Genomic DNA, 24,297 nt, shown 5'->3' on the forward strand with positions numbered 1-24,297 from the left:
GTTATCAAAATAAGTAACCATTCTATACTCGCAAATTGCCGTATATTTTGTTTTCTTTTATAGAAATATACGGCTTGTTTAATTTATTTCCTGCTTTCTGTCAGAGTTAGATTGAGGGAAAGTAAGATTGACAAAGAAGATATTGAAATATCAAAGAAAAACTTAAAATAAAATGAGATATGTTAATGACAATGTAATTCCGCCTGCAGGCGATTTTTTTAATTTAAATTTAGCTAATTTTCCAAAAAGATTTTGCAAATGATATTTGAGGATGCTGTATGAAAGTAATATCAAGGGATTTAACGGTGGACTATAAGAAAAATAGTGCTAACTATAAACATTTCTGAAGGGAACTATAAACGTAAGAAACATGTAAGGAATGCGAAAGAAAAAAGATACTTTCCCTGCTTATGATAGGAGTAGAAGGATTAAGGGAGGTCACTTGAATGGAATACGTTGTTCGAACAAGTGGATTAACGAAAATTGTAAAAGGGAAAGCGCTTGTGTCTAATGTAAATCTTCATATTAAAAAAGGGGAAATATATGGTTTTCTTGGGCAAAATGGTGCTGGGAAGACAACGATCATGAAATTGCTAACTGGATTATTAAGCCCAACAGCAGGTGAAATAGAATTATTTGGCCAGAAGCTTACAGAAGCCTCAAAGGCTAGTTTGAAACGGGTTGGGAGTATTATTGAGTATCCGGTCTTTTTTGAGCATTTAACAGCAATGGAGAATCTTCTGCTCCATTGTGAATATTTAGGTTTTTATGATAAGGCTGCAATTACACAGGCGTTGGATATGGTTCATTTACAGGGAATAGAGGATAAAATAGTGAAGGACTTTTCACTTGGAATGAAGCAGCGTCTAGGGATAGCCCGTGCGATTATAACGAAGCCGGAGCTGATTATTTTAGATGAACCGACAAATGGTCTAGATCCGATTGGCATAAAGGATATACGTGATTTAATTAGGATGCTTAACAAGGAATACGGCATTTCTTTTCTGCTCTCTAGCCACATTTTAGGAGAAATGGAACAGGTCGTTGACCGGATTGGTGTGATTAATAAGGGGAAGCTTTTAAATGAAGTTACGTTAGCGGATATTCGGAAGCAGCGGACAGATTATATAGAGCTTGTGACTCCTAATGTGGAAAAAGCGGTGTATTTGCTTGAAAATAAACTCCGCATTACTAACATGAAAATTATTCAAGGAAACAGAATTCGGATATACGATTTGACCCGATCACAAAATGAACTTTCAAAGGTGTTAGTTCTGCACGATATTGTCATTGAAGAAATACAAAAACATACAAGCTCATTGGAAGACTTTTTCTATAATCAAATACATGGGGGTGGGAATGTTGTTTAAACTAATGAAGCTGGAATGGGGGAAATTAAAACAAAAGTCTATTATTGGTGAAGTAGTTGTATATTTGCTTATCGTGATGTTTTTACCGACATTTTTTATAAAAATGGTTATTGCTGATTTTGGTCAGAGCTATGCAGCAATGATCGAACTGATCTTGCCGATTCAGATGGGGTTTGTTCTTTTTGGCGCATCGCTCATTAATCAAGTAGTAATTGATGAATATAAGAATAAAACGATATCCCTATCATTTGGCTATCCAATGAGCCGGAAAAAACTTTTTATGGCAAAGGTGCTGTTTATCTCACTTTTTGTTTTTCTGGTGACGTTAGGATCCTTTTTGCTGACAGGTATAACCACCTATTTGATTGATCAGGCATTTTCTACTATTAATGGGCAACCGACAAGTTCGGACATATCAACATTTTTCATTAAAATGTTCCTTCATTCTTTTATCATTACCCTTATCAGTCTAATTCCACTCTTTTTATTTGGATTATGGAAAAGAGCAACAATCCCGCTAGTCCTTTGTGCGATCTTTCTTATGCAATTTCAAAACTTTTCTTATCTTCTGAAGATGAATCTGAATCCAGATCTTGTGAATCTCGTGCTATGCATATTAGGCGCTGCAAGTGTGTATCTTTCCATTAAACTAGTCGATAAATTGGGGGATATTTAGTGGGACAGAGGGTCAGAAACCTTGTCCCAGTTTTTAATAGGAACACTTTAGTATCATAGGTTTGACTTGCTTATTCAAGTAAATTAACTCTTCAAAAAATCCGGTCTCATAAAACTGGGATTCGGATACGTGTAGAAGCCTTCTCCTGTTGCCCGGCCAAGTTTTCCTTTATCGATATACTCAGCCTTTAACAATTCAGCTAATTTTTCAAACTCTTCCTTCCCTGTTGCCTTCGCTTTTGCAAGTGTAATATTGTAAGCAGTATTGATTCCTACTACATCTAAAATTGCAAACGGACCAAGTGGTGCGCCTGTTCCTACCATCCAAGTTTTATCAATGGTTTCCGGATCAGCAATTTCTTTTATTAAAAGCATTTGTGCTGCATCTAATAAAGGAACCAATAAAGAATTTAAAATATAGCCAGGCTGCTCTTTTTGTAATGGCAATGCAACCATTCCAATGGCTTTAGCGAATTCAATGACTTCATCAAAAACTTTCATATCTGTTCCTGAATGTTTCATGATTTCAGCAGTATTGTTTTTCCAAATTTCATTGGCAAAATGTAAGGCCAGGAACTTTTCAGGACGCCCAGTTGCCTCTGCAAATTGGCTTGGCAGCAATGTGGAAGAATTCGTTGCAAAAATTGTTTTTTCAGGTGCAACCTTCCCAAGCTCTGTGTAAAAATCTGTTTTAATTTGTACTACTTCTGGAATGGCTTCAATTACAAGATCTGCATCACGGACTGCTTCAGACAGATCACTGCTGAAAGAAATTCGATTGAATGCAGTGTTAACCTCTTCCTCCGTAGCGTCTAAATCTTCTTGGTAATGCGGCTTTAAATTCATGATTCTATCTTTTGCACGTGCTAATGCCTCATCATTAATGTCATATACAACTACATCGAATCCTTTAAAAGCGGTTTGGTACGCAATTTGACTTCCCAAAACACCGCTCCCGGCAACTGTAATAGTTTTATAATTCATAGCAATTCTCCTTTACTTACTCTTAAATAACTGCTTCTTATTACCTAAAATCTGCTTTCTTATTATGGCACATATCTTAAGAAAAGATGAAAGAATTTGCCTAGGGACGAGGGAATAGGAAGCTTGTCCCGTTTTTTAAAAATATATTTTTAGGACAGCCCTATGTCCCGTAAAGAAGGGAATTTTGACGGGTTTATCGAAGATAGGAGGAAAAGATTTATACGAAGGAGTTATGTGGATGAATTATACAGTGAAAACGTATGAGGAAGCTGTAAAAGTAGTTGAAGAGGTTGGATTGCTGCCTCTAGCCCATTTGATACCTGATTTTCCATCCCTAAATAGCATTACTTTGGAAGATGCATGGCATTCAGGGACAGAATTTGATCCCTGGAATTGGAGGACGAAGTTTTCTGCAGATGGAGTGGCAGGATACGGGAAATTTATGAAGAAAAAATCAATACTTATATCCCGGCAGTTACTCCCTTATGTGAAAAAGGTGCTTGGCTATAATGATTCGGTTGAAGAACGTTATAACAATGGGAATGTATCAAAAGAAGCACTGCATTTGTTTAGGATTATTAATCTTGAAGAAGGGATCGATACAAGGGCATTAAGAACGAAAGCAGAAATGCGGGAGAAGGGAAAAAAGAAGATATTTGAAAATGCATTAGTTGAATTGCAAGGAACAATGGATATAGTCATTTCGGGCATTCAGGAAAAAAGGGATGAAAATGGAGAAAAGAATGGCTGGAGCAGCACCTCTTTTGAAACGTATGACTCGTGGGCAAAAAGAAACGGTATAGAATCAATTAGCCTCGATAAAGATGAAGCCAGGAACTATCTTCTGACACACTTTAAAAATATATGTACGAATGAAACATCCGTAAAAAAACTCAAAAAAATTCTTGAGTGATATAGGAAACATGCTATTTATCATGAAAGTCTTTGATAAACCATTTAATTGCAAAAAAATGTTTAAAAGGAACACGCCTTCGATTATAATCAACATAATCGAACGTGTGTTTTTTTGTGGCAATTTTTATACAAATTGGCCGGACAGTTTCTAAGGGAAAGGGATACGTACATAATGAAAACGACAAAATCATTCCACATTCTTGTTTGGGTTATTCTTGGGGGCACGGTTTTTACGAGAATAGCAAGTTTTATGGCTATTCCGTTTTTGGCCCTATATTTGCATAATACGCAGGATGTTCATCCGATATTAATCGGACTTACCGTAGGGGTCGCACCGCTCGTTTCAACAATCGGCGGTTTTATTGGCGGGTATTTAACAGATCGATTTGGTCGGAAAAAGGTGATTCTCGCAACCATTTTTGTCTGGAGTTTCGTTTTTATTGGTTTTGGTTTAGCTAAAAGTATTTACTTGTTTATTTTCCTGAATGCCTTAAATGGTTTATGCCGTTCGTTTTTTGAGCCATCGACACAAGCGTTAATGATTGACTTCACTGAACCTAATCAGCGTAAAAGGATGTTTACGCTTCGGTATACAGCCATTAATATTGCTGGTGTCATCGGTCCGTTGCTTGGGGCGTACATTGCAACTGTTTCAACGCAAAGCATCCCATTTTTTATTACAGGTTTTATGTATTGTGTGTATGGCGTTTTTCTCTTCATTATTTTAAATCGCTATACGATGCGGCAAGTAATAAGCAAGTCACCGGTTCATATTTATCAAATGCTGAAAATTGTATCCTCTAATCGCGCACTTGTTTTCTTTATTTTAGGGGCGATCTTTATTAATATTGGATATTCTCAATTGGATTCCACTATTCCGCAATTTTTAGAAATGAACTTCGAAAATGGGGTATATTTATATTCAGTCATTATTTCGTTAAACGCTGCGATCGTCATTCTGCTGCAATTTCCAATTAGTCTTTGGAGTGAAAAATTATCGGCTGTCAATTCAATGACCATCGGGATTCTCTTTTTTGTTGCGGGCTATATACTTTTTATTTTTGGAACAAATCTCCCTATGCTTATTGTGGCAATCACAGTCATAACATTAGGTGAAATTTTCACATTTCCTTCTATGAATATTCTTATTGATCAAATTGCACCAGATGATCAAAAGGGTACCTTTCTAGGGGCAGCACAATTTAGAAATATCGGCAGCTTTGCCGGTCCCATAATCGGCGGCTGGCTATTGACGTTTGGCAGCGGCGCCTATTTATTTGGCACAATGGCTTTGCTTGTATTGCTTAGTATAATTTTTTATCGGGCGGGCGACCATGTTGCCAAATCTGCTAAAGAAGTACAGAGATTTGAGGCGCTATAGAAAAAATAAGGGGCGAGGGGACAGGTAAAGTGTACCCTTTGTAAAGGACATTTTGAAAAAAGGCTTAGGCAACCTGAAGAAGATGATTTCTGTATTGTACAGGAGTCATCTTTTTTAGATTCCATTGATATCTAGTTTGGTTATAATGGTGGATATATTTATTAATTTCCCGTTGAAGTTCCTCAATTGTTTTACATACCTTTATATCAACTTCGTCTTTAAGATGACCAAAAAATGACTCGATAGGAGCGTTATCCCAACAGTTCCCTCTTTTAGACATGGATTGGCGCAATCCTAGTTTTCGAACGAGTTTTTGAAAATCAGGATGCGTGTAATGAGTACCTTGATCGGAATGGATGAGGGCATCTTTAGCCTGCTTAAAGCTTTTGTTCTTCTTCAGCTTGGTCAAGGTGTTAGTGGCCAATTCCATGGTGATACGGCTTGACATATAATGTGCTAAAACTTCACCTGTAGACCCATCCTTAATGACGGACAAATAAGCTCTCTGTCCACCGTAATAGTTTAGGTAAGTGATGTCTGTAAGAAGTACTTTGCCGGGCGTCTCCTGCTTGAATTGACGATTTAGTAGGTTCGGAACGACTCGATGTTCCTGAGTAGCTTTCATCATTCTCCGGTAAGGATTTGCTTTCCTAATTGGGCAAACGATATCATATTTTTTCATGATTCTACGAATTTTTTTCAAATTGAAGACACACTGAAATTGACCCGCCAATGTCATTTTGATTTGACGTGCCCCTTTCTTACGATTATTAAAGTGAAAAGCTTTTAAGATCATGGTTTTTGCCTCTTCATCTTTCGCTTCTTGGTATTCCCGTCTTTCTTCTGACTTAGCTGAGAAGTAATTGTAGTAACCACTTCTTGACACACCGGCAGCTTCACAGAGGAATTTCACCATGTGTTTCAAGTTATATTTTTCAATAACTTCAAGAATAAGAATGTACTTCTGACTTACAGGAAGCTTTACCTTTTCAGCCCCCTTTCTAACATATGAATCTTTTTTAAGAGTTCATTTTCTGCCTTTACAAGATTCATCTGAGCTTCTAATCTTGCATATTTCTCCTCAATTGTTAGTTCTTTTAATCGTGGCCTTCCGGAACTATCTTTTCTGGTGTCTTTCAGCCCCAATACGCCTTCAGCTTTATATGTAGCCCTCCAACGTTCGGAAGCAGATTTAATTCTTTGCCTTCCAATGATTTCAACGTCAAAACCTGCTTCTTCAAAGATCTGTCTTGAAAACTTCCCCTTACTAAATTCCGAAACAAAATGTTGTTTAAACTCATCAGAATAAGTGATTCCTTTTGAACTAACAGATTTAACATAGGGGTTTTTAGATAAAATTACGATTTCTTTCTCTGTAAAAGTCTTTTTACTCATGTTTCTCCGTCTCCAGTATGTCTCTAGTTGTGTTATTAAATTATACAAAAAAAGTACCCTATAGAAAGCACTTTTTTAAAGTGTCTACTCTATAGGGTACATTTTAAGGAACCTTGTCCCTTTAAATTTTGATGCTTATTAAATAAGACAAGGGACCTGTTCCTATGTCCCGCGAATAAAAAGCCGTTCCTCGTTTTAAGCGAGGAACGGCTTTAAAGAGATCAAATTATTTTAGAGTGAACGTAACTCTTTTCCCTTTTGAAAGATCTTTTGCTTCTTTATCTTTCATTGGTCCGATTTCAATTTCAAATGATTTATCTTTCCAAATTTTGTCGTACATTTCTTTTTCTAAAACATAGATTTGCAGCAGTTCACCCGAAGTTCCAGGGGCAATGGCATCATCATATCGATAATTAAGCAGCATGCCTTCATTAAGCATGTATTGTGTGCCATCATTTACCGTTAGTTTAGAGCTAATTGAACTCTGGGCGATTTCTGAAGACTCTTTATTATCAATATTAAACTTTACAGTTAATAGAACTACCCCATTATTGAACGCGTCAAATCTTGGTGCTTCCACTTCATTTGGTACAAATTCAGTGAATTGATATCCATCTAAAGTAACAGTAGCATTTCCTAGTGTTTCACTTTTTCCAATGCCGCTCTTTTCTTCGATCATTGTCTTTGTGCCCCAGTCATCGACAGTTGCCTTATCTTGATAGAAGCTCTTATTTCCTTCTACTTTTTTCTCGCCGCTTTCATTGAGAGACAGAGTGAATTGCCCTTCCTTTCCAAATGTAGATGAAAAATCATCCTTCACAGATTGAGGAGCAGGGACTTCAATTGCTGCAGTTGTTACATTAAGTACTTGTTTTAAATGATCATCACCAAATGGGTACGTATAATAGCCGGAAATCGTTTCTCCAGATTTAATTAAGTATCCGTTAGAAGGAGCTAGCTTTGTTGGCAGCTGTTCCTCTTCAGGCAAAAGATCTCTATAATTATTGTATGCCTTTGGAGCACCTGTAAAATTCAGATAAAACGCAGGCATATAATAGGCATCCTTATCTGTTTCGTTCTTCACAGTATATTTAGCAATGATAACACCGCCATTTGTTTGATCATTAAAAGGAATACTAAAATCAGTATGAAAGTCTTTTAATTCAACTAGTTTATATGCGTCTAGTGTAACAGAAACACCTTCCATCTCATGCGTTTGCGGGGTGTCATTTTCATAAAGGATCTTTGTTGTTCCTTCTGTTTCTTTTTCCATATAACTAATTAATTCTGAAAAGTCACTGGAACTTTCTTTTGTATCAACATCTTCTTCCGCTTCTTCTTTATCTTCACTCTCTTTACTTTCTTCCTTTTTATCCGTTTCTTCTACAGCTGGTTCTTTAGAACCTTCTGATTCCTTCTCCTTAGAAGCTTGCTTATCTCCGCTGCAGCCAGCTAGGACGAATGCAGCTGCCAGCATAGCGAGGAGTAAGGTAAATAGTTTTTTTGGCATAAATCTGAACAACCTCCAAATAAAAAATTATTCTCTAATCCTACTATAATATGGTAATCTCACAAGTGTAAAAAGGTCTAATGTTGGCAAAATATGTCTAATGATAAGGAGAGGGAATCTATTCCGTTTGGTCTAAAAAATGGGAAAAGTACACCGTAATTCTATTTATGTGAATAAATAAAGTGTTAAAAGGCTCAAATATTTACATGACAATGGATAGAATTTTTTTAGTTTGTTTTGAAATTCTTTGCAATACGGCTCAAATATTATATATTCGATTTGCCTGCTAAATCACTTTAATAAAAATAAACCATAAGGATACTCAAACAAATGAAAAATCGCACTTTAAGGATATGTATACCTATTAGTATTTTAATTGTATGTGTAATTGTCTTCTATGGATGGGTAAGTCAAGAGAAGGCTGTTCAGCCAAAAGCGGTTAATGGAATTTTAGATCTTCGCGATTATGATTTTAGTCAAGAAGAGCCTGTTGAGTTGAATGGAGAGTGGGAGTTCTTCCCTGGAAAATTGCTAGACTCCATTGAATTTGAAGATGAGACACCTTATCTTGTACAAGTTCCTTCCTTATGGACAAGCTATGACCTAAATGGGGAAAAAGTGCCTAAATTTACGAGTGGCACATATCGCTTAAAGATCAAGGTTGGTAATACAGAAGAAATATTAGGCATAAAGACAAGCAATATTCGTATGTCTAACGCTGTGTATATGAATGGGAAACTGATCGGCCAAAGTGGGAGCCCTGCCGAGGATTCATCGTATACCCCACATAATATCCCATACGTATCCTATTTTTCACCTGAAAAGCATGAAATCGAACTCTTAATCCATGTGGCTAATTTTGACTATGCTTCAGGTGGGGGAATATTAGGCTCCATCTTTATGGGTGGACAAGAAGGTATTGGTAAAATACGGGAGAGCTCCATCGTTTATGATTGGGTAACAATTGCTGCTTTTTTAACAATGTTTATTTTTTTCTTAGGCACTTATCTGCATGCGAGGATTGGGGTAGATCAGCTTTTCTTTTCGCTATTTTGTTTTGCAAATGTTTTATATACATTCTCTCATGGAGAAAAGGTTTTTCTTGTTCTTTTTCCTGATACCCCCTATAAAATATTTGAAAGGATTCAATCACTATCAAGTATTTTAATTGGGTTGCTTGTGCTGTTATATTTTCATTATGCATTAAAGGAATTTGCTCATCGCAAAATCGTGACCGTACTTAGCAGCATTGGATTTCTATTATTAGGCTCGGCATTGCTGCCAGTGCATATCAACTCTAATTTGCAAAGTGTTAATTCACTTTATATATTTATTGTTTTAATTTATATCATCTATATCCAAATTATTGCTATTTATAGACAGTCGGTCGGGGCGACGTATTTAATTTTCACTTCCCTTACAATATTTGTCTATTTCATCGTTGCAACGCTAAATGTGATGATAGATATCGAATTGAATGCCCTTCCGCCACTTTTTCCTTTTATTTGCTTAACACTGCTTGCTCTTTATATATCACATCGGTTTACGAATTCGTTTTTGAAAAAGGAAGAGCTTTCAAATGCGCTCTTACACGTTGATAAAGTAAAGGATGAATTTCTTGCAAAAACATCACATGAATTTCGAACTCCGCTGCATGGAATCATTGCCATTTCGCAATCGATGTTAGACAGGGATGAAACCTCTTTCACAAATGATCAAAAGGAAAAAGTAACACTGATTGTTAATATTGCTCAGCGGCTATCTCATCTTGTGAATGATATTCTAGATTTCTCTAAGCTGAAAGTCGGGGAATTAAAGCTAGTTATTGCTCCAGTAGATTTATTTGCTATTACACATGTCGTAGTAGAAACATTTTCATACATGATAGACAAAGATGTAAAGATTATTAATCATATTAAACGGGGGCAATTTGTCTTAGCGGATGAGGAAAGAATCCGGCAAATTTTATATAACTTAATAGAAAATGCGATTAAATATACTCACCAAGGAAAAGTGGAAATTAATTGCTTCGAACAGGGTGGAAAAGTGGTCATTGAAATAAGTGATACGGGTATTGGCATTCCGCCTGAAAATATAGAGACGCTATTTGAACCATTCCGGCAATTTGAAAATTCAGTTGGCGGGACTGGTCTAGGTCTCAGTGTGACAAAAGAGCTTGTTAATATTCAGGGCGGAGAAATAACAGTTGATTCCATTATCGGAAAGGGAACAACGTTTTCTTTCACCCTTCCTCGTGCAGCAAAAACAGATGGAGACAAGCGAAAGGTTGATAAAAGAGACTATGGAAAACAGCGTCCGGTTCAGCTTTCTATTCCTTACCTTGTTAAAAATGAAGGGCAGAAAAAGCTTATACTTGCTGACGATGATCATATTAACCTAAAAGTACTAATCGACACGCTTAAACAAGAGGGATATTTTATTATTGCTGTTGACAGTGGAAATGCGGTTCTTGAACAAATTAAAAAACACCCTGATGTGGATCTAGTCATTTTGGATATTATGATGCCTGAAATGTCCGGATATGAAGTATGCCAGCAGATAAGAAAATCCTATCCTCTCTCTGAGCTGCCAGTATTAATGCTTACAGCTGCGATTCGGCCTGAAGATATGGTTGCAGCTTTTCAGTCAGGTGCAAATGATTTTTTGCATAAACCACTCGATGCATCAGAATTGAAAACAAGAATAAGAAATCTTATTTTAATGAAGGAATCAGCAGAAACAGCAACAAAAATGGAGGTTGCCTTTTTACAAGCACAAATTAAGCCGCATTTTATTTATAATGTTTTAAATTCGATTCTATCCCTTAGCTATCTGGACTTGGACAAGGCAAGAACTATGATTACAGACTTTGCGCATTTCTTAAGAGGAAGCTTTTCTTTTGAAAATACAAGTACACTGGTGCCGCTAGAAAAGGAAATCTCACTTATTCAATCCTATGTAAATATTCATCTTACGAGATTTCCGGAGCAAATGGAGTTTAATCTGCAAATAGAGGAGCCAATTAATTGCTTTATTCCACCTCTGCTGCTGCAGCCGCTTGTAGAAAATGCGATTATCCACGGACTTAAAGCGAAAAAAACAAGCGGAAAAGTGACACTTGCAATCAAAGAGGAAAATGAGATGGTCATATGCCGAGTTACTGATAATGGAAAGGGAATTTCTGAAAGATGGTTTGAAGAATATAGCAATGGAGATAGACCTTTAAAACATGGAGTTGGACTTCATAATATTGCTAAACGGCTAAAATATTATGAGGAAGCCTCTATTCATTTTGAAAGTGAAGAAAATAATGGTACGACAGTTGAAATTAAATTCCCGGTGATTCGTGATGCCAATAGCCATAATTGAGTGCAGTTTCAGGAATAGATGATCAATTTGGGAGATAGTAGCCCTTTGTTTGGCTGTCGTTTGGAAAAGAGGTGAAAGCAATGTTAAAAGCTATCTTGGTTGATGATGAGGTATTGGCATTAGATTTATTAGAGGCGATGCTTAAGGAGATTGGCGGAGTTGATATTGTTGGAAAGTATACAAATCCAATAGAAGGCTTGGAGATGATTGATCATTTTAAGCCTGATATATTGTTTCTTGATATTGAAATGCAGGAAATGAATGGCATAAAACTGGCTGAAAAATTGGAAGGAATGGCAGGACAAGCAGAAATTGTATTTGTTACTGCCTATGATCAATATGCGCTCGAGGCATTTAATGTCCAAGCAGTTGATTACGTTCTTAAGCCTATTGACAAGGATCGCTTAAATAAAACAGTTCAAAGAATATATCAACGGAGAAACCAAGCAAAACAATCAAAACCCAATCAAATCCTAGCAATTAAGGCGTATTTTCTAGGAAGCTTTCGATTAACAGATCTCCAAGGCAAGCAAATAAATTGGCGAACGAAAAAGGTAAAGGAGCTTTGTGCCTATTTAGTCCATCAAAATGAGCCAGTTCACCGGGATAAAATTATGGAGGAGCTCTGGCCGGATCAATCACATGAGAAAGCATCTGCTCTTCTGCATACAAGTGTCTATCATCTTCGAAAGGAATTGAAAAATCGGGGATTTCTAGAAGCAATTAAGTATGTGAATGAGAGGTATTCTTTTGTCATAGATATAACTAGTGATGTGATGGAAATAAAACGTATTTTGAATCAAAAGCAATATACAAACAACAATGTAAAGGCTCTGCTCTCTTTCTATAAAGGTGATTATCTAGTAGAAGAAGATTATTATTGGTCGATTAACGAGCGTGAGCAGCTAAGGAAAATGACCACACAATATGTAAGAACCTTTATTAAGGGTTCCCCGGATGAAACAAAGTTGGATAACGTTTATAAAGAGGCAATTGAAAAGTTAATTGAGTTAGACCCTTGGGAAGAATATTACACAATGGAATTAATTCAGTATTACATTCAGCAAGGAAATGAACGCGAGGCAATGAATATCTATGATAAGTATAAAACTTCCCTTTGGATTCAATTGGGCATTATGCCACGTGAAAAGTTAGAAGCTATGATAAAAAAGATCAAATCCTAAAATATAGTAAGGGCAAGGGGACATTTTTATTCCCTTGCCCTATTTTTATCTTTTCTTCTTTTTTGAGTTGTCAATTGGCGTTTTGTTTTTAGTAACCTTTTCTAGGAGAACTTGTACATGGTAACTTTTTTCATCGGAGCTAGAAACGCTTGAAACTTTACCCTTTCGCCCTTTGATCGTTAAATGATCACCAACAGTAGGAACACGATTAAGCAGCTGGCTTAATAAAAGATTTTTGTTTTCAAAAAAATAAACAGTAAACATTTCGGCCTCCCCTATTTCATATATAATGTGATATTCTACTTCTCTTAAACTTATGTAAGGAATGGTAGGTAAAGACCAAAATTATATAAAAAGTTGCCTTTTTTTCATATGCTCCCAAAAAAAAAAATGCCCAAAAAGACCTAGTTCTTTGGTTGTAGAAAAAGGGGTATTTACCAATGTTTTTTAATTGTTAAAGAGATAAATAGATGAAAAGGTTATTAAATAGTAAAGTGCAAAAGAAGTACCTATTTATACAGAATTAGTTATTTATTAAGGTTTGCAGAGTGTATATATAAATAAAAGATAATTACATATCACCTATATTTGAGCAATTAGAACCAGTTGTGGAAACCATTGTCATCGCGTTTGTTAACAATTGTAAAATTTATGTGATTATACCCATTTTTTTGCAATGATAGTGTGATAAAATCATGGATGGGTAATTTTGGTAAGTGAATAATATTATAAATTTTTAGTGGATGAGAGATTAGGAGGAAAACTTTATTATGAAACGACTGTTATTAATGCTGTTCGTACTATGCATGATGTTTAGTACAACAGTTGCAGCAGAGGAAGATTATAATTGGATTGAGGGAGGCCAAACAGTTGATCTTGGTGGCATTGCGACCGTTGATCTTGATCCGGACTTTGTCTTTCTTGACGCAGAAAATACAAAGAAAATGAGTATGGATTATGGTGACCCAGTTACAGGTCTTGAAGTGGGCAGTATCTTTCCAACGGATGAGAATGCAACCTGGGCAGTCTTTTTTGACTATGAAGAGACCGGTCACATTAAAGATGCTGAAAAAGAGAAAATTGATGCAAAGGCATTACTAAAGAGCTATAAGGAAGGTACCGAAGAAGCAAACAAAGAGCGCCAGCCAGGTGACCGTTTCCATGTAACGGGATGGGATATTAAACCTTTCTACGAGAAAAAAACGCATAACCTGACTTGGTCTATGCTGCTTGAAGATGAAAACAAAGAAACATTTTTAAACTATAATACAAGAATCCTCACAAGAGAGGGAAACATTTCTGTTATTCTTGTAACTGATCCACAAAACAGAGAAGCGGATAAAAAGCTCCTAGACGAAAAAATCCTTTCAAAGTTCAAGGTAAATGAAGGAAAAAGATATGAAGACTTTGATAAGTCTACTGATAAAGTTGCAGATTACGGTTTAACTGGACTTATTCTAGGTGGTGCTGGTCTAGCTGTAGCTAAAAAGGCGGGCATTCTTGCGGTTGTTCTTGCATTTGGGAAAAAATTTGGCGTGATTGCAGTAGCGGGTATTGTAGCTTTATTTGGATTCCTTAGGAAAAAGAAAAGAAATAATCAATCAACTAATTCAGATGATTCCTTAAATCAATAAATGATTTAGAAATAAAGACCTCTTAGGAGCAATGGCCTAAGAGGTTTTTTGCTCTTGCATTCAGGCTGCTTTGTTTAATTACAGCCAGCTTTCAGGAGTAAGGAATACTTCAGTAACTACCGAAAAAAAGACGATTGCTAAAATAGCTACTAGCTTGTATATTCCCTTTTTCGTTAATCTGTTATTTGCTGCGCTATCTTTTCTTGTAATGATAAGGGCCGCAATTAATCCAATAATTGTAATTGTTAATGAAAAATAACCAACCACAATGTCCAACTCCTTGCCTAATAAATTGAGAATGCATGTATGCTATATATCCATTGCTGAAGCACTTGGGCAACCTTTTCATTTGAGCTGCTTAAATTTTATTTTCAAAAAATATTATAACGTTATTAACCTTATAAAAGAATGGATGATATGTGAACAATGGGATTCATTTTTTATTATTAAAAAAGCAGTATTTCCTGGAGAGTGAAAAATTTGAAATAATTCCCGGAAAAATATCATAAGAATGATTGTATGTGCAAAAAATTTGGAGGGAGAATTATTATTGTCTGACTGTTGACAATTATTAGATAAAAATGGTAATCTTCAAGAACACTAAAAAATTTTTTACTAAGGAGGTATGGACAATGCGAGATCTAAGAATACACTTCATTGATATTAATTTCATACATTGTCCATGCCTCTTCTCTAGTATAATTGTGAATTCCTTTATACGATAAAAGGTATAGGTACGACTCCTATGCCTTTTCTAGAGATGCATGCTCTTTCTAGGGTATGCATCTTTTTGTTGATGGAGTTTTTTAGTGGAAAAATTATAAGGAGTCGAGGACGATGTGGAGCAGATTAAGATTATTGATTTTTAATGGTGAGTTGCTGGATAGTGGGTAGCGATTGTACAAAGCTTGAGGGGAAAGAGGGAATGATACATGTTTGATGTTTTAGGGAAGCTAGGCTGGTTTTTTAAACAGTATTGGAAGCAGTATACGATTGCGATTATTCTATTAATGATAGCCACCCTGTTAGAAGTCGTCCCACCATACTTACTTGGTTCTATTATCGACATCATAGCAGCTGGTGATATGACAAAAGCGGTATTAGTCCAATATATACTGATTTTCGCTGCTATTATTGTCTTTGGCTATTTCTTGAATTTCTTCTGGCAATACCGTTTATTTGAAGGGGCGCTTAATCTTGAAAAATTAATGCGCCGTAAGTTAATGCTGCAATTTTTAAAAATGACGCCGACCTTTTACGAAAAAAATCGGACGGGTGACTTAATGGCTCGTGCAACGAATGATTTGAATGCTGTTTCTTTAACAGCGGGCTTTGGAATCATGACATTAATGGACTCTACGTTATTTTTAGGTTCGATTATATTTGCCATGGGCTTTATGATTTCATGGAAATTAACGTTCTTTGCGATGCTGCCTGTACCGATCATGGCCGTTTTAATTCAGTATTTAGGGAAGCTTGTACATGAAAGATATATGAAGGCACAGGATGCATTTGGTGAACTGAATGATAATGTTTTAGAGTCAATTGCAGGTGTGCGCGTGATTCGTGCCTATGTACAAGAAAGTAAAGATGAAAAGAACTTTGCAGATATGAGTGAGGAAGTATATAAGAAAAATATGCATACAGCAAAAATTAATGCGTTATTTGGACCGATAACTAAAATTGGAACAGGGATTAGCTTTGTTGTTGCACTTGGTTACGGTGCATTTCTTGTGTCAAATGGGGAAATGACTGTTGGCCAGCTCGTAACGTTTAATGTCTATTTAGGGCTTGCTGTATGGCCAATCTTTGCTATTGGTGAGTTGATTAATGTTATGCAGCAGGGGAATGCTTCTTTAGACCGTGTTCAGGAAACGCTTAACTATAAAGCAGATGTACAAAACACGGATGATCCTGTAGTAATGAAGTCACCAAGTACGATTGGCTTTGATGACCTGATGTTTCAATACCCAACGAGCCAGGTGAAAAATTTACAGCAAATCTCCTTATCACTGAAGAAGGGGGAAACGCTTGGGATTGTCGGAAAAACGGGTGCAGGAAAAACAACCTTTCTAAGACAGCTGCTGCGTGAGTATCCGATTGATGAAGGGCAATTAAATATTGGCGGTATCGATATAGCCTCACAAACAAAGGAGCAGATTCTTGATTGGATAGGTTATGTTCCACAGGATCATGTGCTGTTCTCGCGGACAATACGAGAAAATATTTTATTCGGGAAAGAGGATGCGACAGAGGATGATTTAGAGAAAGCTATTCGCCTTGCCTATTTTGAGAAGGATTTGGGAAATTTACCGATGGGGCTTGAAACCCTTGTTGGGGAAAAAGGCGTTTCTTTATCAGGGGGACAAAAGCAGCGGGTATCAATTGCTCGTGCACTTATCAAAGATCCAGAAATATTAATCCTAGATGATTCTTTATCAGCAGTTGACGCAAAGACGGAAACGAGGATTATTCAAAACATCCAGAATGAACGAAGCGGGAAGACGACAATCATAACGACTCATCGTTTATCTGGTGTACAGCATGCAGATCAGATTATCGTATTAGATGAAGGGCAAATTACAGAGCATGGAACGCATGAAGAGCTGCTCAGACAAAATGGCTGGTATAAGGAACAATTTGACCGTCAACAGCTAGAAGGAGGCGCGTCATGAGCACAAGTAAACGATTAATGAAGTATGCCATGTACTATAAGGGACCTATTTTTCTCGGGTTATTTTTCTTAACGGCTGCGGTATTTACCGAGCTTGCAGGTCCATTTATAGCAAAATATATTATTGATGAACATATGACCATTGGGAAAATTGAAATGGAACCGATAGCCTGGCTGCTTTGTTTATATTTGATCTTAGCGATAGCAACAGCGATTTTGCGTTATTTTATGTATATATATTTGCAAATGGGTGCGAATCGGGTCGTGCAAAAGCTGCGTAAGGATGTATTTGGGCATATTCAAACATTGCCTATTCAATATTTCGACCACTTGCCAGCAGGGAAAATTGTTGCACGAGTCACAAATGATACAGAAGCAGTAAGGAATTTATATGTGCAAGTGCTTTCAAATTTCGCGACAAGCTTCATTTCTATTGCTGGAGTGTATATTGCGCTGTTTATTTTAAATTGGAAAATGGCACTGATTGCCTTGACCATGATCCCGATTGTTTATCTCTGGATGATATTATACCGAAAATATGCATCACAATATAATGAAGTAATTCGTACAAAAATTGCCGATATTAATGCAATGATTAATGAGTCTATTCAAGGAATGACAATCATTCAAGCCTTTCGCCGTGAAAAGCAAATGACGAATGAATTCGATGAGATGAATGAGGAACATTATGCTTATGGGAGAAAACTATTGTTCTTGGATTCGGCCACCTCATTTAATCTTGTAAATACATTGCGGCTTATTATGTTTACAATATTTATTATCTATTTTGGGACGCAGTCGCTAACAGCTGTTGAGGTGGTATCTGCAGGGACACTTTATGCATTTGTTGATTATTTAACAAAGTTATTTAATCCAATTACGAATGTCGTTAATCAGTTTTCGCAGCTTGAACGCTCACTTGTAGCTGGGAAGCGTGTGTTTGAGGTGTTAGATATAACCGGGGAGAATGTTTCACAAGAAACAATGCCAAGATACGCGGGAAATGTTGTATTTGAGGATGTTTCATTTGCCTATAAAGATGACGAATATGTTTTGAAGCATTTATCCTTTGAAGCAAAGCGCGGAGAAACAGTTGCACTTGTTGGCCATACAGGGTCAGGAAAAAGTTCGATTATGAATTTGTTATTTCGTTTCTATGATCCATCGAAAGGGAAAATATATATTGATGGTATAGATGTAACGGCTTTGCCAAGACAAACGATACGACAGCATATGGGTATTGTTTTGCAGGATCCGTATTTATTTACAGGTACGATTGCATCAAATGTAAGTTTGAATGATCCGAGGATAACAAGAGACACGGTAGAAGAAGCGCTGAAGGCAGTAGGTGCGGAACGAGTACTTGGTCATCTTGAAAAAGGCATTGACGAACCTGTTATTGAAAAAGGCAGCACGTTATCTTCCGGTCAGCGACAGCTTATATCATTTGCACGAGCACTTGCCTTTGACCCTGCGATTTTAATATTGGATGAAGCGACATCGAATATTGACACGGAGACAGAAGAAATTATCCAGCATGCGATGGATGTGTTAAAGAAAGGCCGTACAACATTTATCATTGCACACCGCCTCTCAACCATCAAAAATGCTGATCGCATTCTCGTATTAGACCGCGGGATCATTAAAGAACGAGGCACCCATGACGAACTGCTCGCCGAAGGCGGCATCTATAATCAAATGTACCAAATGCAAGCGAAATCACTTCAGGTTTAGGACAGGGGACAGAAACCCTGTCCCTTTTTGTGCGATGGAAGGGGTGAGACAAGAGGATAGGAACCCATCCTGCTAGTGGCACAAAATACCTATTTATACGGAGTGAAAATGCTTTTAATTAAAATAGTTTAGTGCTAAACTATATTTGTGGTTAATTTGTAAAAGGGGATGCTTAGGATGGGCAAATTACTAGATAAAGTCGTTATTATTACTGGCGGTGCAGGCGGCATCGGCAGCGGAATGGCGAAAGCAATGGCAAAAGAAGGGGCAATCGTAACAATTGTAGACTTAAATGAAGAAGCAGGAAAAGCAATGGAAATGGAATTACAAGCCATTTCTCCAAAATCAATGTTTCTTCAAGCAAATTTAATGGATCGTGAAAATCTTGGGCAAATTATCAAAACTGTTGTTGGTAAATACGGTAAACTAAATGTATTAGTAAATAATGCACATGCGGCAAAACAGGTAACGATTGAAGAAACAACACAAGCAGATTTAGATTTATCATTTGGTACTGGATTTTATCCAACCTTTTATCTAATGCAAGCTGCACTTCCGTATTTAAAGGAATCAAGAGGAAATGTGATTAACTTTGCGTCTGGTGCCGGTCTTGCTGGGCATGAGACACAAGGTGCTTATGCTGCGGCGAAAGAAGCCATCCGTGGACTTTCACGTGTAGCTGCGAATGAATGGGGACGCTTTGGCATTAATGTAAACATTATTAGTCCGCTTGCAGATTCACCAGGTGTACAAGCATGGGCAAAAGCACAACCTGAATATTACGAAGCAGTTAGAAGCAAAATTCCAATGGGACGCTTTGGTGATGTAGAAAATGATATCGGGCGAGTTGCAGTATTCTTAGCTTCAGAGGATTCACAATACATTACAGGGCAGACGATTATGGTTGATGGTGGATCATTAATGCTGCATTAAAAATTCTCGGTTTTTAGGAGGAATTTTTTGAATCAAACAAATATTTTTAAACTTATTCAAGCAATTGAACAAATGAATAACGACAACATCATGAGGTTTACGAAGGCATTTCCGTATCCGATTGGCATATCGCCAATATTGGTACTAAGTGAGCTGCGTATGAAGGGCCCGCAGAAGCAGGTTGAATTAGCAGAAACGGTTGGCTATACAAAAGGCGCCATGACGAATATTGCAAACAAGCTTGTTGATTTAGGACTTGCTGAGAGGCTGTATGATGAAAATGACCGCCGCACCATTCAGCTAAAGATAACAGCTGCTGGGGACCAAGCGCTAACAGAAGCACAGAGAATCGGGCAAGATGTTTTTACTCAACTTTTTGAAGTATTGAATGAAGAAGAAATTAATCAATATTTACGTATTCAAGAAAAACTAGTAAAGGGCATACAAGATAGAAAAAATCAAAATTAACATTATTGGAGGAGTTAGCATGAGCAGATTAAATGGCAAAGTAGCGATTATTACAGGAGGAGCACGTGGGATGGGAGCATCCCATGTACGCTTATTTATAAAAGAAGGCGCAAAAGTAATGATTGCTGATATTCTTGAACAAGAAGGACAAGCATTAGCTAATGAACTGGGAGAAAATGCGAAATTTATTAAGCTGGATGTAACAAAGGGAGCAAACTGGGAAGAAGTTGTTGCGGAAACTGAAAAAGCCTTTGGACCAGTTAATGTATTAGTGAATAATGCAGGCATCAGTATGAATAAATCAATTGAAGAAACATCAGAAGAGGATTACAGAAGAATTCTTGATATAAATCAAGTTTCTGTATTTCTTGGCATGAAGTCAGTTATCCCTTCAATGAAAAAAGGCAATGGCGGTTCGATTGTAAATATCTCATCCATTAATGGGCTTGTTGGTGGTGCGATCGGATATACGGATACAAAATTTGCTGTAAGAGGGATGACAAAAGCGGCTGCACTAGGATTAGCTCATTACGGCATTCGTGTTAACTCTGTTCATCCAGGAGTGATTGAGACTCCAATGATCGTTCAAGAGGATTCAAAGGATGCGATTAAAGAATTTGCTAAATATATCCCATCAGGAAGAGTAGCTAAGCCTGAAGAGGTTTCTAATCTTGTTTTATTCCTATCTTCAGATGAATCTAGCTACAGCACAGGCTCTGAGTTTGTGGTAGATGGCGGATTAACAGCCCAATAAGAAATACTAAAATGGAGATCCTACTTAAAAGGAGCTCCATTTTTTTGTTTTTCAAAGCGTGGGGATAAAATAATTGACTCTATAGTTACTATAGGGTTTATATTGTTTCTTATACGTTTTGTTTAGAAAGTGAGAAGGAAAAAGATGAAAAATCAAAATACAACATTAGCCATATTATTGGTAAATTTATTTATTGCTTTTTTAGGAATTGGACTTGTCATTCCAGTTATGCCCACAATTATGAATGAGCTGCATTTATCAGGTTCTGTTGTTGGATATATGGTTGCAGCGTTTGCTGTTACACAATTACTTGTATCCCCGCTTGCAGGACGCTGGGCAGACATGTTTGGGCGTAAAAAAATGATTATTCTTGGTCTATTATTCTTTAGTGCTTCGGAATTGTTATTTGGAGTAGGAAAAACGGTAGAAGTGCTCTTTATTTCACGGATGCTTGGCGGGGTAAGTGCAGCGTTTATTATGCCTGCGGTAACCGCGTTTATCGCTGATATTACAACAGTCGAAACGCGTCCGAAAGCATTAGGCTATATGTCAGCAGCTATCTCTACCGGTTTCATCATAGGACCGGGAATTGGGGGGTTTTTAGCTGAAATTGGCACGCGTATTCCGTTTTTTTCAGCAGCAGTACTTGCGTTAGTTGCAGCTATATTATCAATAATTACGCTTCGTGAACCGGAAAGAAACCATGAAGAGCAAGCAGAGGAGCAAAAGTCAGGGATTAAACGAATTTTTTCACCGATGTATTTTATTGCCTTTATGATCATTTTAATCTCGGCATTTGGCCTAGCCTCATTTGAATCGTTATTTTCCCTATTTGTTGATCACAAATTTAGCTTTACACCAAAGGATATTGCAATTGCGATTACAGGAGGAGCGATTATTGGGGCAATTGCACAAGTTGCTTTATTCGACCGGTTAACCTTGTACTTTGGTGAAATCCGTTTGATTCGCTACTGTCTTATTTTTTCAGCAATCCTTGTGTTAGTCATGACTGTAGCTAGCTCCTACTTCAGCATTTTATTGGTTACCTTTGTTATTTTTGTTGGCTTTGACCTTATGAGGCCAGCTGTTACTTCATACTTGTCAAAAGTTGCAGGGAACGAGCAAGGATTCGTTGGTGGGATGAACTCTATGTTTACAAGTATCGGAAATGTGTTTGGTCCTATTGTCGGTGGAATCCTATTTGATGTAGATTTAAATTATCCGTTTTATTTTTCTGCAGTCTTTTTGGTAATTGGTATTGTTCTTTCAGTTGTTTGGAAGCAGCCAGTACAAATGAAGAAGGGAAAACCACAAGAAATAGGATAGAAAAAGGAAATGATGCGATGGAAGAAACTTTATATACAATTGGAGAGGTAGCAAAACTGGCAAATGTCTCGATTCAGACACTTCGATACTACGACCAAATTGGTTTATTTAAGCCTGCTTATGTCGATCCGGAAACAAATTATCGATATTATAAAGATTTGCAGCTATACCACTTAGATTTAATAAAGTCGCTTAAATATATTGGGACATCGTTAGAGGATATTAAGAAGGTTCAGAAGTTAAAAAGAGAAGATTTATTGCAGTTTATGAATGAACAGGAGCAGATTATTGAGGCACAGCTAGCCCGTTTAAGGGAGATTCAACAAAATGTCGTTCATGCGAAAAGACGTATTAAAAAACAGTTAAACTATCCAGTGTTTGGTGAAGTGGTTATTCGGCATGAGGAAGAGATGCGCATCATACAAGCGGCGGCAAAAAATTTAACTCCTTTAGATCTTTTAAACGCATCGTATAGTGAATTGAAACGAATTGTTGAGGCAGAAGAAGGGGTGATTAATAATAGCTATGGGGCTATTATTTCTTATCAGCCATATTCACATATTGACGAAATTACCTATACGAAAATTTTTACGCCAATCTTAACAGATAAACGAATCTCCACAATTTCTACTGAAATAGAGGTTTCGAAAATACCAGCTGCCCGCTACGCTTGTATTTACTATATTTTTTCACCAGAAGTATATTTTCTAAACTTAAAAAAATTAATGGAATATGTAACTGATCATGACCTTCAAGCAACTGGGGATATTTATGAATTATTTACTTCCAGTAATTATTCTCCAAATGAACATGAATATATCGTTGAAATGAAAATCCGTATAGATGATTAGATGGGAGAAGTGGGACAAGGGACCAGTCCCGCTGTCCCACTGCCTATTTCAAGGACAAGTGACCTATCCCATATACTGCTAAATTTGCATATATGGCTGAGAGTAGCGGGGAGTCAATTCCTTTTTCTTTTGCATGCTGGAGGAGATAGCCGAAGAAGTGATCCGCTTCAGTTGGCTGTTGTTTCTCCATGTCTCTTTGCAGAGAAGATTTCATTCCATAGCTAAGTCCCAGTATTCTATTCATCTGTGTTTCTTCAATATGGTTATCAATAGGGGCATCAATCTCCCTCATAATGGCAGCTGTTTCATTTAGGAGATTTTGAACAGTTTTTAGACCGTACTCCTGCTCGCGTATAGGACCGATTGGTGAGCGGAGTAGGGAGGTAACACCAGAAAAGGTCGTGATAAATAAATATTTATGCCACATATCCTGTTCGATATTTTCAGAAAGAGTAATAGCAGCTTTTGTGTCTGAAAATGATGCTTGAAGGGAAAGGATGCGATTTGTTTTTTTCCTTGTGCGTTCACCAAATACTAAATCATGGGCGGGACTTGTTTGAAGGATTTTTCCGCTATGATCAAGTGTGGACTCGATAAAACATAAGCCTCCAAGTACGCGCTCCTCTCCAAATTCACTGATTAATCTATCAAGATGTGCATAGCCATTCAGAAGGGGCAGGATCATTGTGTTTTCATTTACATAGGCACGAAAGCCTTCCATTGCATCTTTTAGCTGATAAGCTTTTGTAGAGACAAGAATAACATCAAATGGGTCTGCGCTATCTCCGCTCAAAATAGTTTTTGGCTTCAGTTTCAAATCGCCATGAATACTTTCAATTATTAGCCCATCCTGATCAAGCTGCTGCTTTCTTTTTTCTCTAACTAGAAAGGTTACGTCCTCTCCCTTTTCTATCAAACGGCCCCCGAAATAACCTCCAATGGCTCCTGCTCCTACGACTAAAATTCTCATTCTGATTGCCTCCTATTTCAATTTAAAAGTGCACGTAGTAACGTGCACTTTAAGTGTTTAACTATACTAAAATAACTGTTAACAAACCTGCGGTAATCGAAATGACTATCATTATGATTTTTATAAATAAAGGAAGAGTATCATTTCCTTTGAGGTTCACTTTCTCTTCT

At 37.1% G+C, this 24,297-nt stretch carries 20 protein-coding genes; 14 read left to right on the forward strand and 6 right to left on the reverse strand.

The features are described 5' to 3' along the window. The first annotated feature begins 446 nt into the window (after positions 1-446). Positions 447-1,370 carry an ABC transporter ATP-binding protein gene (locus tag C1726_RS06930; protein WP_102272522.1) on the forward strand — a complete coding sequence of 308 codons (924 nt, stop codon included), beginning with the start codon at positions 447-449 and terminating at the stop codon, positions 1,368-1,370. Next, positions 1,360-2,046, forward strand: coding sequence for an ABC transporter permease (locus tag C1726_RS06935; protein WP_235822725.1), 687 nt, complete (start codon positions 1,360-1,362; stop codon positions 2,044-2,046). Before C1726_RS06930 ends, C1726_RS06935 begins: the two co-directional genes overlap by 11 nt. 83 nt (positions 2,047-2,129) lie before the next feature. Here the strand turns inward: C1726_RS06935 and C1726_RS06940 are convergent, their stop codons facing one another. Beyond that, on the reverse strand, positions 2,130-3,029 hold the full coding sequence (locus tag C1726_RS06940; RefSeq protein WP_102272523.1) for a 3-hydroxyacyl-CoA dehydrogenase: 900 nt from the start codon (positions 3,027-3,029) through the stop codon (positions 2,130-2,132). A 238-nt stretch (positions 3,030-3,267) separates the two neighbouring features. On the opposite strand from C1726_RS06940, the gene C1726_RS06945 reads away from it, so the two are divergent. Together C1726_RS06945 and C1726_RS06950 are read left to right on the forward strand one after the other, a co-directional pair. After that, positions 3,268-3,942, forward strand: coding sequence for an AlkZ-related protein (locus tag C1726_RS06945; protein WP_102272524.1), 675 nt, complete (start codon positions 3,268-3,270; stop codon positions 3,940-3,942). A 174-nt stretch (positions 3,943-4,116) separates the two neighbouring features. Beyond that, a complete protein-coding gene (locus C1726_RS06950; RefSeq protein WP_102272525.1) occupies positions 4,117-5,325 on the forward strand; it encodes an MDR family MFS transporter in 1,209 nt (402 codons plus the stop codon). 64 nt (positions 5,326-5,389) lie between these two features. Here C1726_RS06950 and C1726_RS06955 read toward each other — a convergent pair. Both C1726_RS06955 and C1726_RS06960 read right to left on the reverse strand, forming a co-directional pair. Beyond that, positions 5,390-6,720 (reverse strand): IS3 family transposase gene (locus C1726_RS06955; RefSeq protein ID WP_235822726.1). Its coding sequence is split into 2 segments (ribosomal slippage): positions 5,390-6,351 and positions 6,351-6,720, totalling 1,332 coding nucleotides; the frame shifts between segments, so codons are not numbered across the junction. A 226-nt stretch (positions 6,721-6,946) separates the two neighbouring features. Further along, the gene (locus C1726_RS06960; RefSeq protein WP_102272526.1) at positions 6,947-8,230 is read right to left on the reverse strand and encodes a DUF5068 domain-containing protein; all 1,284 of its coding nucleotides are present in this window, start codon (positions 8,228-8,230) and stop codon (positions 6,947-6,949) included. A gap of 330 nt (positions 8,231-8,560) precedes the next feature. Between C1726_RS06960 and C1726_RS06965 the strand changes: the two genes are divergently transcribed. Continuing rightward, positions 8,561-11,599: a sensor histidine kinase gene (locus C1726_RS06965; protein ID WP_102272527.1), complete on the forward strand. Its 3,039-nt coding sequence runs from the start codon at positions 8,561-8,563 to the stop codon at positions 11,597-11,599. Between the two features lie 80 nt (positions 11,600-11,679). After that, the gene (locus C1726_RS06970) at positions 11,680-12,783 is read left to right on the forward strand and encodes a response regulator (RefSeq protein WP_102272528.1); all 1,104 of its coding nucleotides are present in this window, start codon (positions 11,680-11,682) and stop codon (positions 12,781-12,783) included. 45 nt (positions 12,784-12,828) lie between these two features. Here C1726_RS06970 and C1726_RS06975 read toward each other — a convergent pair whose 3' ends face one another. After that, positions 12,829-13,047 carry a hypothetical protein gene (locus tag C1726_RS06975; RefSeq protein WP_102272529.1) on the reverse strand — a complete coding sequence of 73 codons (219 nt, stop codon included), beginning with the start codon at positions 13,045-13,047 and terminating at the stop codon, positions 12,829-12,831. A gap of 506 nt (positions 13,048-13,553) precedes the next feature. Between C1726_RS06975 and C1726_RS06980 the strand changes: the two genes are divergently transcribed. Further along, positions 13,554-14,417 carry a DUF2167 domain-containing protein gene (locus tag C1726_RS06980; protein WP_102272530.1) on the forward strand — a complete coding sequence of 288 codons (864 nt, stop codon included), beginning with the start codon at positions 13,554-13,556 and terminating at the stop codon, positions 14,415-14,417. 78 nt (positions 14,418-14,495) lie between these two features. On the opposite strand, the gene C1726_RS06985 is transcribed toward C1726_RS06980, so the two are convergent. After that, positions 14,496-14,684 carry a DUF3976 domain-containing protein gene (locus C1726_RS06985; RefSeq protein ID WP_102272531.1) on the reverse strand — a complete coding sequence of 63 codons (189 nt, stop codon included), beginning with the start codon at positions 14,682-14,684 and terminating at the stop codon, positions 14,496-14,498. A 665-nt stretch (positions 14,685-15,349) separates the two neighbouring features. Between C1726_RS06985 and C1726_RS06990 the strand changes: the two genes are divergently transcribed. The 7 genes from C1726_RS06990 (at position 15,350) to C1726_RS07020 (ending at position 23,157) form a co-directional block, all read left to right on the forward strand. Beyond that, positions 15,350-17,092, forward strand: a complete 1,743-nt coding sequence (locus tag C1726_RS06990; RefSeq protein ID WP_102272532.1) for an ABC transporter ATP-binding protein — start codon at positions 15,350-15,352, stop codon at positions 17,090-17,092. Beyond that, entirely contained in the window at positions 17,089-18,825 is a 1,737-nt protein-coding gene (locus tag C1726_RS06995; RefSeq protein WP_102272533.1) for an ABC transporter ATP-binding protein, read from the forward strand. Before C1726_RS06990 ends, C1726_RS06995 begins: the two co-directional genes overlap by 4 nt. Positions 18,826-19,002: 177 nt before the next feature. Next, positions 19,003-19,758, forward strand: a complete 756-nt coding sequence (locus C1726_RS07000; protein ID WP_102272534.1) for an SDR family NAD(P)-dependent oxidoreductase — start codon at positions 19,003-19,005, stop codon at positions 19,756-19,758. A 27-nt stretch (positions 19,759-19,785) separates the two neighbouring features. Further along, positions 19,786-20,226, forward strand: coding sequence for a MarR family winged helix-turn-helix transcriptional regulator (locus C1726_RS07005; protein ID WP_102272535.1), 441 nt, complete (start codon positions 19,786-19,788; stop codon positions 20,224-20,226). A 19-nt stretch (positions 20,227-20,245) separates the two neighbouring features. Continuing rightward, on the forward strand, positions 20,246-20,980 hold the full coding sequence (locus C1726_RS07010) for a glucose 1-dehydrogenase (RefSeq protein ID WP_102272536.1): 735 nt from the start codon (positions 20,246-20,248) through the stop codon (positions 20,978-20,980). A gap of 144 nt (positions 20,981-21,124) precedes the next feature. Further along, positions 21,125-22,306 carry a multidrug efflux MFS transporter NorA gene (norA, locus tag C1726_RS07015; protein ID WP_102272537.1) on the forward strand — a complete coding sequence of 394 codons (1,182 nt, stop codon included), beginning with the start codon at positions 21,125-21,127 and terminating at the stop codon, positions 22,304-22,306. A 17-nt stretch (positions 22,307-22,323) separates the two neighbouring features. After that, positions 22,324-23,157: a MerR family transcriptional regulator gene (locus C1726_RS07020; protein ID WP_102272538.1), complete on the forward strand. Its 834-nt coding sequence runs from the start codon at positions 22,324-22,326 to the stop codon at positions 23,155-23,157. A gap of 43 nt (positions 23,158-23,200) precedes the next feature. Here the strand turns inward: C1726_RS07020 and C1726_RS07025 are convergent, their stop codons facing one another. Then, positions 23,201-24,127: a ketopantoate reductase family protein gene (locus C1726_RS07025; RefSeq protein ID WP_102272539.1), complete on the reverse strand. Its 927-nt coding sequence runs from the start codon at positions 24,125-24,127 to the stop codon at positions 23,201-23,203. Positions 24,128-24,297: the final 170 nt, after the last annotated feature.

The organism is Cytobacillus massiliigabonensis (genome assembly GCF_900199725.1).
GTDB lineage: Bacteria > Bacillota > Bacilli > Bacillales > Cytobacillaceae > Cytobacillus > Cytobacillus massiliigabonensis.

Bases quoted from the DNA above. Each gene is read 5' to 3' on its own strand.
- C1726_RS06930 (WP_102272522.1), top strand. From the start codon at position 447: ATGGAATACGTTGTTCGAACAAGTGGATTAACGAAAATTGTAAAAGGG.
- C1726_RS06935 (WP_235822725.1), top strand. From the start codon at position 1,360: ATGTTGTTTAAACTAATGAAGCTGGAATGGGGGAAATTAAAACAAAAG.
- C1726_RS06940 (WP_102272523.1), bottom strand. From the start codon at position 3,029: ATGAATTATAAAACTATTACAGTTGCCGGGAGCGGTGTTTTGGGAAGT.
- C1726_RS06945 (WP_102272524.1), top strand. From the start codon at position 3,268: ATGAATTATACAGTGAAAACGTATGAGGAAGCTGTAAAAGTAGTTGAA.
- C1726_RS06950 (WP_102272525.1), top strand. From the start codon at position 4,117: ATGAAAACGACAAAATCATTCCACATTCTTGTTTGGGTTATTCTTGGG.
- C1726_RS06960 (WP_102272526.1), bottom strand. From the start codon at position 8,230: ATGCCAAAAAAACTATTTACCTTACTCCTCGCTATGCTGGCAGCTGCA.
- C1726_RS06965 (WP_102272527.1), top strand. From the start codon at position 8,561: ATGAAAAATCGCACTTTAAGGATATGTATACCTATTAGTATTTTAATT.
- C1726_RS06970 (WP_102272528.1), top strand. From the start codon at position 11,680: ATGTTAAAAGCTATCTTGGTTGATGATGAGGTATTGGCATTAGATTTA.
- C1726_RS06975 (WP_102272529.1), bottom strand. From the start codon at position 13,047: ATGTTTACTGTTTATTTTTTTGAAAACAAAAATCTTTTATTAAGCCAG.
- C1726_RS06980 (WP_102272530.1), top strand. From the start codon at position 13,554: ATGAAACGACTGTTATTAATGCTGTTCGTACTATGCATGATGTTTAGT.
- C1726_RS06990 (WP_102272532.1), top strand. From the start codon at position 15,350: ATGTTTGATGTTTTAGGGAAGCTAGGCTGGTTTTTTAAACAGTATTGG.
- C1726_RS06995 (WP_102272533.1), top strand. From the start codon at position 17,089: ATGAGCACAAGTAAACGATTAATGAAGTATGCCATGTACTATAAGGGA.
- C1726_RS07000 (WP_102272534.1), top strand. From the start codon at position 19,003: ATGGGCAAATTACTAGATAAAGTCGTTATTATTACTGGCGGTGCAGGC.
- C1726_RS07010 (WP_102272536.1), top strand. From the start codon at position 20,246: ATGAGCAGATTAAATGGCAAAGTAGCGATTATTACAGGAGGAGCACGT.
- norA (WP_102272537.1), top strand. From the start codon at position 21,125: ATGAAAAATCAAAATACAACATTAGCCATATTATTGGTAAATTTATTT.
- C1726_RS07020 (WP_102272538.1), top strand. From the start codon at position 22,324: ATGGAAGAAACTTTATATACAATTGGAGAGGTAGCAAAACTGGCAAAT.
- C1726_RS07025 (WP_102272539.1), bottom strand. From the start codon at position 24,127: ATGAGAATTTTAGTCGTAGGAGCAGGAGCCATTGGAGGTTATTTCGGG.